The following is a 13,581-nucleotide window of genomic DNA, read 5'->3' on the forward strand; positions in this document are numbered from 1 at the left end:
GTAAACTGTCAGACCCCCCATTACCCGATTTAAGTTTACCGTGATTAAGGTAATCACTGATATGGCGGTCAACCGTGGTCTGATGGAGTCGCAATGCCTGAGCTATCATCACAGAACTCCACCCTTCAGAAGCCAGAAGGATAGCTTTTATTCTGTCTCGTACTTGACCATCGCGAGTGGTGTCGTGAAGACGCTCAAGTTTGATTTTTTGTTCTGATGTAATAAATATTTTCATAGCGAGGATAATGATCTCCATTTCGGATAAAATCAAGCATCTTCAATGATTACGGGTATATATATAAAACTTTTAACCTTGCTTATTTAATTATAACCTGCTGTAAAATAAGCATCATTTATAAAAGATAATGAGATAGTAAAATGGGAGGTTTTCACCTCCCATTCGTTCGTATTGCAATATATCGGAATTACACCGCAGTTTGGAAAATCACATCATCCGCTTTTTCAGTATATTGGTTCAGTTGATCAAAATTGAGATAACGATAAGTATCTTCCGCAGTCTCATCAACTTTATCCATGAATTGCTGGTACTCTTCCGGTGTAGGTAGGCGTCCCAACAAAGAAGCCACAGCCGCAAGCTCAGCCGATGCCAGGTAAACATTCGCCCCCGTCCCCAAACGATTCGGGAAGTTACGAGTCGAAGTAGAAACTACGGTTACACCGTCAGCAACACGTGCTTGGTTACCCATACACAAGGAACAGCCAGGTATTTCAACCCGCGCCCCACTCTTACCAAAGATGCTGTAATAACCCTCTTCAGTGAGTTGAGCCGCATCCATTTTCGTTGGCGGAGCAACCCACAAGCGAGTTGGTAATTGACCTTTATGTTGATCCAATAATTTACCGGCTGCACGGAAATGACCAATGTTAGTCATACAAGAACCGATAAAAACCTCATCGATTTTACTGTTAGCCACATCAGACAGTAAACGGGCATCATCTGGATCATTCGGTGCGCACAAAATAGGTTCTTTGATTTCAGCCAAATCGATCTCAATAACTGCTGCGTACTCTGCATCAGCATCAGCTTCCAACAATTGAGGATCTTTCAGCCAATTCTCCATACCCGTTACACGACGCTCTAAAGTACGGCGATCACCATAACCTTCAGCAATCATCCATTTCAGCAATACAATATTAGATTGCAGATATTCGATAATCGGCGCTTTATCCAGTTTAATCGTACAACCTGCCGCAGAGCGTTCTGCCGAAGCATCCGCCAGCTCAAATGCCTGCTCAACTTTCAGATCTGGCAAACCTTCGATTTCGAGGATACGGCCAGAGAAGATGTTTTTCTTACCTTTCTTTTCAACCGTCAGAAGACCTTGCTGAATCGCATAGTAAGGAATCGCATGAACCAAATCACGCAAAGTAATGCCGGGCTGCATCTGCCCTTTAAAACGAACCAACACAGATTCTGGCATATCCAAAGGCATTACCCCCGTTGCAGCAGCAAACGCCACCAAGCCAGAACCTGCCGGGAAGGAAATACCTATCGGGAAACGGGTATGAGAATCCCCTCCCGTACCTACGGTATCAGGCAACAACATACGGTTCAGCCATGAGTGAATAATACCGTCACCCGGACGCAGGGAAACACCACCACGGTTCATGATGAAATCCGGCAGAGTATGGTGAGTGGTGACGTCAACCGGCTTAGGATAAGCAGCCGTATGGCAGAATGACTGCATCACTAAATCCGCAGAGAAGCCCAAACATGCCAGGTCTTTCAGCTCATCACGGGTCATTGGACCGGTAGTATCCTGAGAACCAACAGAGGCCATTTTAGGTTCACAATATTCACCAGGACGAGTACCTACAGTGCCACATGCCCGACCAACCATTTTCTGAGCCAAGGAGAAACCGCGACTACTTTCCTCAACCGCTTTCGCCTGACGGAAGACATCGCTGGGTGGTAAACCAAGAGACTCACGAGCCTTACTGGTTAAACCACGACCAATAATCAGTGGAATACGACCACCCGCGCGAACTTCATCCAGTAACACATCGGTTTTCAGTTCAAATTCAGCCAATAATTCATTGGTTTGGTGATTGCGTACTTCGCCTTTATAGGGATAGATATCAATCACATCACCCATATTCAGCTTATTAACATCTATTTCAATGGGCAATGCACCAGCATCTTCCATGGTATTGAAGAAGATTGGCGCAATTTTACCGCCCAAAACAACGCCACCACCGCGCTTGTTTGGCACAAATGGGATATCTTCGCCCATAAACCACAGCACGGAGTTAGTGGCTGATTTACGGGAAGAACCGGTACCAACTACATCGCCGACATAAGCCAGCGGATAGCCTTTCTTATTCAGCTCTTCAATCTGTTTGATTGGACCAACAACACCAGCTTGATCGGGGGCAATTCCTTCGCGGGCATTTTTCAACATAGCCAGAGCGTGCAGCGGAATATCAGGACGCGACCATGCATCCTGCGCGGGAGATAAGTCGTCAGTGTTTGTTTCACCCGTCACTTTAAATACCGTGACAGTGATCTTTTCTGCCAATTCAGGGCGTTCCAGATACCACTGTGCATCAGCCCAAAATTGCATAATTTGTTTGGCTTGTGGATTACCTGCTTTTGCTTTTTCTTCTACATCATAGAAGTTGTCAAACATCAACAAAGTATGAGAGAGCGCTTTAGCTGCAATTGGCGCCAGTTTTTCATTATCCAGAGCATCAATCAAAGGATGAATATTATAACCACCTTGCATCGTTCCAAGCAGTTCAACCGCCTTTTCTGACGTGATTAGCGGTGAAATGGTTTCATCTTTCGCAATAGCGGCAAGAAAACCGGCTTTTACATAGGCCGCTTCATCAACGCCAGGGGGAATACGGTTAATCAGTAGATCTAACAGGAAATCTTCTTCACCTTTTGGTGGGCTCTTCAGTAACTCAACCAGCGCCGCCGCTTGTGTCGCGTCCAATGGTTTAGGGACGACACCTTGGGCTGCACGCTCGGCCACGTGCTTGCGGTATTCTTCTAGCACGACTTTCTCCTCGCTCTCATTGTCATTTTATCTACCCGGCTCTGCACCCGCCTTAGAACCTGCCTCATCAGACTATCGTCTTTGCGCAACAATAGCCCCTCCAGGGACAGGTTGTTAGTTATGGTTCCGGGTGCCAGGTCAGAGGATTGCCGGCATAACTTAGCAAGTGCAAATCAAGTTATGCCCAGCTTCGGGCACCCAGCATACCAAAATTTGAATGCGATGTTAATTCGTTCACATAAAAGTAACATTAACTGATAGTAATATTCTGAATTAACAGTAGACAAAGCTATTAAAACAGATTATTCCGCTGATTTTTGCCAGTAGCACCCACAAAAACCATACTTTTTATACCGTGTTTCTTCAAACAGGTCATACCAGATAAAAAAACGGCTTTCAATAAATGAAAGCCGCTTCGGTAAATTACATTAATCGATTTAAGAAATTATTTCTTTTTCTTTGCCTTAGCATTTGGCAAGTCAGTAATACTGCCTTCAAAGATTTCAGCCGCCAGACCGACAGATTCATGCAACGTTGGGTGAGCATGGATAGTCAACGCGATATCTTCCGCATCGCAACCCATTTCAATTGCCAGACCGATTTCACCCAGCAGTTCACCACCGTTAGTACCTACAATGGCGCCACCGATAATACGGTTACTTTCTTTATCGAAAATCAGTTTGGTCATACCGTCAGCACAATCAGAAGCGATCGCACGGCCAGAAGCGGCCCACGGGAAAGTTGCCGTTTCATAGCTGATACCTTTCTCTTTCGCATCTTTCTCAGTCAAACCAACCCAAGCAACTTCTGGTTCAGTGTAAGCAATGGATGGAATAACTTTTGGATCGAAGTAGTGTTTCTTACCGGAAATAACTTCAGCCGCAACGTGGCCTTCGTGAACACCTTTATGCGCCAGCATTGGCTGACCAACGATGTCACCGATAGCAAAAATGTGCGGTACATTGGTACGCATTTGCTTATCAACATGGATAAAGCCACGGTCATCAACGTCAACACCGGCTTTACCCGCATCCATCATTTTACCGTTAGGTACACGACCGATAGCAACCAGAACCGCGTCATAACGTTGTGGTTCTGCCGGTGCATTTTTGCCTTCCATCGTGACATAGATACCCTCTTCTTTGGCTTCTACCACGGTAACTTTGGTTTCCAGCATCAGATTGAATTGTTTGCTAATGCGCTTGGTGAATACTTTCACCACATCTTTGTCAGCCGCAGGAATAACCTGATCCAACATTTCAACGACATCAATCTGAGAACCCAGAGCGTGGTAAACAGTTCCCATTTCCAGACCAATGATACCACCGCCCATGACCAATAAGCGGCCAGGAACCGTTGTCAGCGCCAGTGCATCGGTAGAATCCCATACGCGAGGGTCATCATGAGGAATAAATGGTAATTGGATAGGACGGGAACCCGCGGCAATAATGGCATTATCAAAATTAATCGTTGTTGCGCCACCTTCACCTTCAACAACCAGCGTGTTAGCACCGGTAAATTTACCAACACCATTAACTACTTTAACTTTGCGGCCTTTAGCCATACCAGCCAGACCACCGGTCAGCTGATTAATAACTTTTTCTTTCCAGACACGGACTTTTTCGATGTCAGTTTTTGGCTCACCGAAAACGATACCGTGATTTGCCAGCGCTTTAGCCTCTTCAATAACTTTTGCTACGTGAAGCAATGCCTTGGAAGGGATACAACCCACGTTAAGACAAACACCACCCAAGGTAGAGTAACGTTCCACCAGGACGGTTTCCAAACCTAAATCCGCGCAACGAAAAGCAGCAGAATACCCTGCTGGACCTGCCCCAAGCACCACAACCTGGGTTTTAATTTCAGTACTCATCATGACCTCTTAATTGTTTGTCCGGCGGGTCAGACGCCAAAAAACGATATATTCCACCGGGACCTACACACCGCGAGCAGTTTACAGAATTGTTAATAACCTGAAAAGCGCGTTAACGTGACAGAACTCGCAACAAACCAACCAGATGCAAGCGGTTTCCCTGCCACAACAATAACAATCAGGCCGGCACATGGCCGGCCTTTGAGATTACATCACCAGACGGCGGATATCGCTCATTGCATGATTAATAAATGTAATGAAACGCGCACCATCAGCACCATCGATCACACGGTGATCGAAAGAGAGTGACATAGGCAACATCAGGCGTGGTACAAACTCTTTACCATTCCAAACCGGCTTCATGGATGAACGGGATACGCCAAGGATAGCCACTTCCGGTGCGTTAACGATTGGCGTAAATGCTGTGCCACCGATACCGCCCAAGCTTGAAATAGTAAAGCATCCACCCTGCATATCAGATGCAGTCAGTTTACCTGCGCGGGCTTTCTTAGACATCTCTGTCAACTCGCGAGATAAGTCGATGATGCCTTTCTTATTGACGTCACGGAACACCGGAACCACCAAACCATTAGGCGTGTCAACCGCCACACCAATGTTGATGTATTTTTTCAGCGTCAGTTTCTGACCATCTGCCGAGATAGAGCTGTTAAAACGCGGCATCTCTTCCAGCGCTTTTGCCACCGCTTTCATAATGAACACCAGTGGGGTGATCTTCACGCCAAGCTGTTTCTTATCAGCTTCCTGATTCTGCTGTTTACGGAAGTTTTCAACTTCTGTGATATCCGTTTCGTCGAACTGTGTAACATGTGGGATCATCATCCAGTTACGGCTCAGGTTAGCACCCGAAATTTTCTGGATACGACCCAGTTCAACTTCTTCAATTTCACCAAATTTGCTGAAATCCACTTTCGGCCAAGGCAACATACCCGGCAGACCGCCACCGGCTGATGCAGGCGCAGATTCAGCACGTTTAATCGCGTCTTTCACGTAAGACTGAACGTCTTCACGCAGAATACGGTTTTTACGACCTGAACCTTTCACTTTAGCCAGGTTAACGCCGAATTCACGCGCCAGACGACGGATCACCGGCGTTGCGTGAACATAAGCACTATTTTCAATGAAATCGTTTTTATCTTCTTCTGCAAAGCTGCTTCTGCTCTCCAGAACAGGAATAGCTTTCTCAGGTTCAGCCACTGGAGCCGGAGCAGAAGCCACAGGTGCAGGTGCTGCACCCACCACTTCGAATACCATGATCATAGAACCGGTTTTTACTTTATCACGGGCCTTGATTTTAATTTCTTTAACCGTACCGGCGAATGGTGCCGGTATTTCCATAGAGGCTTTATCACCTTCCACGGTGATCAGTGACTGTTCCGCTGTAACCGCATCACCTTCTTCGACCATCACTTTGATCACTTCAACTTCATCACCACCAATATCCGGTACATGAACATCCATGGTCACGGAAACCACAGGTTCTGGTTCTGCCATACGAGAGGATAATGGTATCGCCGCTGATTCTTCAGCAGGTGCAGCTTCTACAGCGCCCTCTGCGGAAGCAAAAATCATCATCAGCTTGCCGGTTTCAACTTTATCGCCAACCGCAACGATGATGTCTTTAACAACACCCGCCTGAGGGGATGGAACTTCCATCGAAGCCTTATCACCTTCTACCATGATCAGCGATTGTTCAGCTTCCACTGTATCGCCAACTTTCACCATGATTTCGGTGACTTCAACTTCATCTGCACCGATATCCGGTACGTTGATTTTGATAGTCATTGATCTTTACCTCTTATGCCAAACGCGGGTTAACTTTTTCTGGGTTAATGTTGTATTTTTTAATCGCTTCTTCCACAACATTCACGTTGATTTCGCCGCGCTTAGCTAATTCACCCAAAGCAGCAATTACTACGTAGGAAGCATCAACTTCAAAATGATGACGCAGGTTTTCACGGCTGTCAGAACGACCGAAACCGTCAGTACCCAATACGCGGAATTCGCTTGCAGGGATGAAGTTACGAATCTGTTCCGCGAACAGCTTCATATAGTCAGTAGAAGCCACTGCCGGTGCTTCATTCATGATCTGAGCAACATAAGGTACGCGTGGCGTTTCTGTTGGGTGCAACATATTCCAACGTTCACAATCCTGACCATCACGAGCCAGTTCAGTGAATGAAGTGACGCTGTACACGTCAGAACCCACACCATAATCGTTAGCCAGAATCTGCGCTGCTTCACGAACATGACGCAGGATAGAACCAGAACCTAACAACTGAACTTTACCTTTGCTACCTTCCAGGCTTTCCAGTTTGTAGATACCTTTACGGATACCTTCTTCTGCACCTTGTGGCATCGCCGGCATGTGGTAGTTTTCGTTCAGCGTGGTGATGTAGTAGTAAATGTTCTCTTGTTTCTCACCATACATACGCTCCAAACCGTCATGCATAATCACAGCCACTTCATAAGCAAACGCCGGATCGTAAGAGATGCAGTTAGGAATAGTCAGAGATTGAATGTGACTATGACCATCTTCGTGTTGCAGACCTTCACCGTTCAGGGTTGTACGGCCTGAAGTACCGCCGATCAGGAAGCCACGAGCCTGTTGGTCACCGGCTGCCCAGCACAGGTCGCCAATACGCTGGAACCCGAACATAGAGTAGTAAATGTAGAACGGAATCATTGGCAGATTGTTGGTGCTGTAAGAAGTCGCCGCCGCCAGCCATGATGAACCTGCACCCAGCTCATTAATACCTTCTTGCAGGATCTGGCCTTTCGCGTCTTCTTTATAGTAAGCCACCTGCTCACGGTCCTGCGGAGTATACTGCTGACCATTCGCGCTGTAGATACCAATCTGACGGAACAGACCTTCCATACCGAAGGTACGCGCTTCGTCGGCAATGATTGGAACCAGACGATCTTTGATTGACTTGTTCTTCAACATCACATTCAGTGCACGAACAAAAGCGATAGTGGTGGAAATCTCTTTATTTTGTGCTTCCAGCAATGCACCAAAATCTTCCAGCGTTGGTAGTTCCAGCTTTTCTTCAAAATGAGTACGACGGCTTGGCAAATAACCACCAAGTGCTGCACGACGTTCATGCAGGTATTTATACTCTTCAGAGTCTTTATCGAAAGTCACATATGGCAAGTTTTCGATTTGCTCATCAGCAACAGGGACATTGAAACGATCACGGAAATGGCGAACGCCTTCCATATTCATCTTCTTAACCTGATGAGCAATGTTTTTGCCTTCAGCCGTATCACCCATACCGTAACCTTTGATGGTCTGAGACAGGATAACGGTTGGTTTTCCGGTGGTTTCCTGCGCTTTTTTCAAAGCAGCAAAGACTTTCTTAGGATCATGACCACCACGGTTCAGCGCCCAAATCTGATCATCAGTCATATCTTTGACTAATTCTGTCGTTTCTGGGTAACGGCCGAAGAAATGCTCACGGACATAAGCACCATTTTTGGATTTGAACGTCTGGTAATCGCCGTCCAGAGTTTCGTTCATCAGTTGGATCAATTTGCCGCTGGTATCTTTACGCAGCAACTCATCCCAACGCTCACCCCAAAGAACTTTAAGAACCTGCCAACCCGCACCGTTGAAGATACCTTCCAGCTCGTTAACGATTTTGCCATTACCCGTCACCGGGCCATCCAGGCGTTGCAGGTTACAGTTGATAACAAATACTAGATTATCCAGCTTCTCACGGGTTGCGATAGTAATCGCACCTTTGGATTCCGGCTCATCCATTTCACCGTCACCCAGGAATGCGTAAACGGTTTGCTTGGAGGTGTCTTTCAAACCACGGTGTTCCAGATATTTCAGGAACTTAGCCTGGTAGATAGCACCAATTGGCCCCAATCCCATTGAAACCGTCGGGAATTGCCAGAATTCAGGCATCAATTTTGGATGCGGATAAGAAGAGAGACCGTTACCATGAATTTCCTGACGGAAATTATTCATCTGCTCTTCAGTCAGACGGCCCTCAAGGAAAGCACGCGCGTAGACGCCCGGAGAGATGTGGCCTTGGAAATAAACCAAATCACCGCCGTCATTTTCATTACGGGCACGGAAGAAGTGGTTGAAACAAACTTCATACATGGTTGCCGAAGACTGGAATGAAGCCATATGACCCCCTAATTCCAGATCTTTTTTGGATGCCCGCAAAACAGCCATCACAGCATTCCAGCGAATAGCAGAGCGAATACGGCGCTCCAAATCCAGATTGCCAGGGTAAGCAGGTTCATCCTCAACAGCAATGGTATTGATATAATCGCGATTAGCAGCACCGGCCGCAACATTCACGCCACCTTTACGTGCTTCGTTCAGTACCTGATCAATCAAGAACTGGGCACGATCAACACCCTCTTCACGGATGACCGATTCGATCGCCTGTAACCAGTCGCGAGTTTCGATCGGATCCACGTCATTTTTCAAAATGTCTGACATGGTGTATTCCTTATCTGTTATCTGTTTCTAATGATTGTTTTGGAGCCTACCTTCCCGTCATACCCTTTGACGTTCAGCCGGTCATGACTGGAAGATAGGCCCTCACTGTTGTTGCCGCTAGCGCCCTCAGTAAAGGGACTCAACTTAGCTGTGCGGACGCAGCAAACTTCAAGATCCACACAGCTAATTCTATTCCTGATGCTGTTGAAGACGTCGTAGTGATCGCTCGCGGCGAGTATGCTCGCGGCTGAGATCCAATAAGACATCTTCAATAAAAGCTAAATGGCGATGGGATGCCTCGCGGGCTTTCTCTGGTTGCCTCGCCATTATCGCTTCAAAAATCTTCGCCCGATGATCGCTGACAGCCGTCAGCATTTCCCGGCGGGTATACAAAAACTCAAAATTCTGCCGGATATTTTGTTCCAGCATGGGTGCCATACAGCGTAATAAATGAAGGAGAACCACATTATGTGCTGCTTCGGTAACGACGAGCTGATATTGCAAAACCGCCTCGGATTCAGCATTGACATCACCACTTTCCTGAGCTTGTTGAATAACAAGGTGATATTGCCGAATGCGTTCAAAATCTTCGTCAGTTCCACGCAGTGCCGCGTAATAGGCAGCAACACCTTCCAAAGCATGGCGGGTTTCAAGGAGATCAAACTGAGATTCTGGATGACCAGCCAGCAGTTGCGCCAATGGATCACTGAAACTTTGCCATAAGTTACTCTGGACAAATGTTCCCCCACCCTGACGGCGAAAGAGAAAACCTTTGGATTCTAACCGTTGAATAGCTTCGCGCAGTGAAGGGCGTGACACATCAAACTGTTTCGCCAACTCACGTTCAGGCGGCAATTTCTCCCCTGGACGTAAAGATCCTTCAAGGATGAGATGCTCGAGACGCTGCTCAATAACATCTGATAATTTTGGTTGGCGGATTTTGCTATAAGCCATATTTACTGTAAGCCAGTTAATGGATAAACATTGCTTCGGTCCCTGCCGGAGTCAATTGGTAATACCAATTTAAATTACAGGGCCATAAAAGTAACAAAGTATTCACCAGCTGTCCATAAAGACCTTGAGCTAAATCATAAAAACCTGCAAATTTTAACAATTTTTTTTAAAAATTAGCAAAAATTGATAACTAATAGGCTAATAAATCCTCTAGAAGGATATTTTCACCTAACCTTTTGAAACGTATAAATAGATATAATGAATCATTACCGCAAGGAAATAGTTAAGTATTTATTTAAAAAGTATAGATACCAAATCATCACTTATTGACTTTAAACACAACGACGATTCCATTAGATTATAAATGTAGCTCAAATCAATAAAACCGAGGGGCTAAAACTGGCTATCAGAAAGGAATAATAACAAATATGTGAGGAACCACCAGCAACAGCTCTACGTAACTCCTGCTGGTGGGAAAAATGGACTATACCCTATGGATTTCAAGATGCATCGCGACGGCAAGGGAGTGAATCCCCGGGAGCATAGCGAACTATGTGACCGGGGTGAGCGAGTGCAGCCAACAAAGAAGCAACTTGAAAGATAACGGGTATATATTAAAACCAATAGCGAGTCTCTTCATGCCACCCTTTTTTATACATACAGGATGAAATTATCCAACGCCTTGACGATTCATTTTTATCCCAACGCTTAACCTCTGTTTTTGGCAAAGTAATGTAATGATTACAGGATTTATCATCGTCCTCGTCTTTATCTTTACAGGAAAAACGTTTTGTCTCGAAAGAATGAACAACTTCTCTGGTCCAGTCTGATGGTAATTGAGAATAACCAAGGGCTTTACATTCAGAATAATCCCTGTCTCTTTCATACTGAGTTGCTCCTGGTTTTTCCCACGATGTACAACCGGTTAATAAAGTAAATAATATAATTAAAGGAATAATGGTGATTTTTTTTATGGAATTCATAAAAAAATGCCTCAAATAACACTAAAGAAAATAATCAGGGAAATTAAATTAGAATTTAAAAGTCCCTCTAATACGGTAACTCTCTTTTTCAAAAGATGGACTTCCACCAGATTGTATAATTTGTCTGTCTTGGATTGATGTGTTTTTATCAAAATCAGGCATAGGATGCGTGGTACTGACTTTGACTTCTTCACCCGAAATTATATCTTTGACATTACATTCAAGATAACCACAGGTTGAAACATAAGCATCACTTAACCGTGGCATGGAACATCCTGTAATCATAAATATTGATAACAAAGCAATGAGAAATTTATTCATTTCTAATATCCTTAAATTGCTGTATATATTATAAAAATTTAACTTAAATGAAAAACCATATAAAAAGAGAGATCATTTCTTACGTTCGAGTAAGTAATATCTACATATGCATTTTATCTTTCTGGCATTCCACGGAATATCAGAACAATATCCCCTCAGAGAGAAATATATATTCTTATCGCCAAGAAAAACCTGCTTTATTGGTGATCCATTAACACCAAAGAGTAACAGGCTAGATAAAAAACATGAAATAATTAATATTTTCATGCATTTAAAACTGGCTAATAAATACAAAGTTCCATCTTATAAGATACCAAAAGACATACAGTGATTTTATTTGTTGTATTAACGGCTATCCTCTCCATCTTCCACATATTCCAATATATCTCCAGGTTGACACTGCAAATGTTTACAAATTTTTTCCAGCGTCTCGATACGAATACCTTTTATTTTGCCATTTTTCAGCAATGATAGATTTTGCTCGGTGATACCAATAATTGCAGCCAATTCTTTAGACTTTACTTTCCTTTTCGCTAAGATCACATCCAATCTTATTATAATACTCATGATGATTCTCAGATAAAATAACGTTGCTCATCGCTGATCCTCTTAGATTCACGCATAATTAAGCTAAATATCAAAAGGAATACACCAAACATAATAATAAACAGAGATTCTGAATTAACGCCAAACGAGAAACTAAATACCCGTTGTCCTTTTACTAAATCCACAGATAACGCCATTCCTTGTAATGTATTAATCACAGGGTAAAGCAGTTGCTCCAAAATCATCAGGAAACCAATAATACATGAAGCGGAAATATTACGGTTACTCCATATTTCACCTTTAGCAAGCCGGAAAAATAAAATTCCGATTAACACATAAGAAACAGTTGATATGATTAGAGGTATCGTATCCAGCGAGATATAAAGCACCTCACTTAATAAAGATTGCTTAAATCCTTTTGCAATTAATGCAGGCATTAGATCGCTATATGCCTGAAGAACAGCTTGACGAGTGGTATCATGCCATAACGACCAAGACGCAATATGGAACCCCATATCACCAATTGCCATAACAGCAGCAATAATAATAGCCAGAAAGCTGAGTAGCTTGATTCTGGGATTCGTTACAAACTCCTGTTTACCACACATTGTGTCATTCCATATACATGTTCAACTAAACTGTCGTTAAAGTACTTTAAAAGTTATCGTATGACAATAATTTTTTATCACTAAATAGACAGAATATGATTCAGGGTAATTTGAAAACTGTCATTAATTTATTGATAGAAAAAGAAAAAAGTAATTATCCCTCCCAAAGCAATTTATCCGCCACAGCGATATTTTGTCATGAAGGTTAACAGTGCCGTTTACACAGAAAGCCTTTTTAAAGCTCAATACCAAAAAATTCATAAAAATAGCTAATGTATCTCTTTTGCGAATCTGGAGGTCTTGGTTTTTGGGCAACGATAGGAACGGACGGAACGCGAAGAAAAAGTTGCTTAAGGTTGTGATGGCGCTTTCAGTGGAAGCCAGTTTCTGACACGGGACAAAAAACCGAACATTTAGAGTTATTTTGTTCGGTTATCTTCAACCGCCGCCGCAGTATATGGAAAATTTCATAATTTAAAAGCTATTTTTTGTATCTTTTTGTAAAAAATTACTTATTTTTTTGATTTCAAAAGGAAATTATTTCTTACATTATGAATATTGCGGGCCGTCGAAAGGTTGTTTTTTGAACGATGTGATATTCGTTTTCTCATGCTAAAGGCTGAGATCCTCAAACTAAACGATATAAGCCAGAAGTCATTTCATGACGTGAATATTTTTTTGTAAATATTTCATCAAGTTAATAACCGAACAAAATAACTCTAAATGACTAGTAAACGCACCGCTTTAGCGGCCGACTGTTTAATCTGTCGTGATGTTGTTTTAGGCAAAATGT

Annotated in this window: 10 protein-coding genes; all 10 read right to left on the reverse strand. The window is 43.7% G+C overall.

Translation table 11 applies throughout. The features are described 5' to 3' along the window. Positions 1 to 235: helix-turn-helix domain-containing protein (locus D3222_RS03705; protein WP_157975285.1), on the reverse strand; the 235-nt coding region annotated here is incomplete at its 3' end. A gap of 190 nt (positions 236 to 425) precedes the next feature. After that, entirely contained in the window at positions 426 to 3,023 is a 2,598-nt protein-coding gene (gene acnB, locus D3222_RS03710) for a bifunctional aconitate hydratase 2/2-methylisocitrate dehydratase (RefSeq protein WP_118984928.1), read from the reverse strand. Positions 3,024 to 3,468: 445 nt separating this feature from the next. After that, entirely contained in the window at positions 3,469 to 4,896 is a 1,428-nt protein-coding gene (gene lpdA, locus D3222_RS03715) for a dihydrolipoyl dehydrogenase (protein ID WP_118984929.1), read from the reverse strand. A 207-nt stretch (positions 4,897 to 5,103) separates the two neighbouring features. Continuing rightward, positions 5,104 to 6,699 (reverse strand): pyruvate dehydrogenase complex dihydrolipoyllysine-residue acetyltransferase, encoded by a 1,596-nt coding sequence (gene aceF, locus D3222_RS03720; protein ID WP_118984930.1) that lies wholly within the window; start codon positions 6,697 to 6,699, stop codon positions 5,104 to 5,106. 13 nt (positions 6,700 to 6,712) lie between these two features. Further along, complete coding sequence (aceE, locus tag D3222_RS03725; RefSeq protein ID WP_118984931.1) at positions 6,713 to 9,376, reverse strand: pyruvate dehydrogenase (acetyl-transferring), homodimeric type; 2,664 nt, start codon at positions 9,374 to 9,376, stop codon at positions 6,713 to 6,715. A 189-nt stretch (positions 9,377 to 9,565) separates the two neighbouring features. Beyond that, the gene (gene pdhR / locus D3222_RS03730; RefSeq protein WP_118984932.1) at positions 9,566 to 10,330 is read right to left on the reverse strand and encodes a pyruvate dehydrogenase complex transcriptional repressor PdhR; all 765 of its coding nucleotides are present in this window, start codon (positions 10,328 to 10,330) and stop codon (positions 9,566 to 9,568) included. 614 nt (positions 10,331 to 10,944) lie between these two features. Beyond that, positions 10,945 to 11,313 (reverse strand): hypothetical protein, encoded by a 369-nt coding sequence (locus D3222_RS03735; protein WP_118984933.1) that lies wholly within the window; start codon positions 11,311 to 11,313, stop codon positions 10,945 to 10,947. Positions 11,314 to 11,361: 48 nt separating this feature from the next. Beyond that, the gene (locus D3222_RS03740; protein WP_118984934.1) at positions 11,362 to 11,634 is read right to left on the reverse strand and encodes a hypothetical protein; all 273 of its coding nucleotides are present in this window, start codon (positions 11,632 to 11,634) and stop codon (positions 11,362 to 11,364) included. A 345-nt stretch (positions 11,635 to 11,979) separates the two neighbouring features. Further along, the gene (locus D3222_RS03745) at positions 11,980 to 12,201 is read right to left on the reverse strand and encodes a helix-turn-helix domain-containing protein (protein ID WP_049582365.1); all 222 of its coding nucleotides are present in this window, start codon (positions 12,199 to 12,201) and stop codon (positions 11,980 to 11,982) included. A gap of 8 nt (positions 12,202 to 12,209) precedes the next feature. After that, the gene (locus tag D3222_RS03750; RefSeq protein ID WP_118984935.1) at positions 12,210 to 12,788 is read right to left on the reverse strand and encodes a hypothetical protein; all 579 of its coding nucleotides are present in this window, start codon (positions 12,786 to 12,788) and stop codon (positions 12,210 to 12,212) included. Between the last annotated feature and the right edge of the window lie 793 nt (positions 12,789 to 13,581).

This window comes from Photorhabdus sp. CRCIA-P01 (assembly GCF_003545805.1).
GTDB classification, from domain to species: Bacteria; Pseudomonadota; Gammaproteobacteria; order Enterobacterales; family Enterobacteriaceae; genus Photorhabdus; species Photorhabdus antumapuensis.

Excerpts from the sequence above, each read along its gene's own strand:
- pdhR (WP_118984932.1), bottom strand. The coding sequence starts at position 10,330 with ATGGCTTATAGCAAAATCCGCCAACCAAAATTATCAGATGTTATTGAG.
- aceE (WP_118984931.1), bottom strand. The coding sequence starts at position 9,376 with ATGTCAGACATTTTGAAAAATGACGTGGATCCGATCGAAACTCGCGAC.
- lpdA (WP_118984929.1), bottom strand. The coding sequence starts at position 4,896 with ATGAGTACTGAAATTAAAACCCAGGTTGTGGTGCTTGGGGCAGGTCCA.
- D3222_RS03735 (WP_118984933.1), bottom strand. The coding sequence starts at position 11,313 with ATGAATTCCATAAAAAAAATCACCATTATTCCTTTAATTATATTATTT.
- aceF (WP_118984930.1), bottom strand. The coding sequence starts at position 6,699 with ATGACTATCAAAATCAACGTACCGGATATCGGTGCAGATGAAGTTGAA.
- D3222_RS03750 (WP_118984935.1), bottom strand. The coding sequence starts at position 12,788 with ATGTGTGGTAAACAGGAGTTTGTAACGAATCCCAGAATCAAGCTACTC.
- D3222_RS03740 (WP_118984934.1), bottom strand. The coding sequence starts at position 11,634 with ATGAATAAATTTCTCATTGCTTTGTTATCAATATTTATGATTACAGGA.
- D3222_RS03745 (WP_049582365.1), bottom strand. The coding sequence starts at position 12,201 with ATGAGTATTATAATAAGATTGGATGTGATCTTAGCGAAAAGGAAAGTA.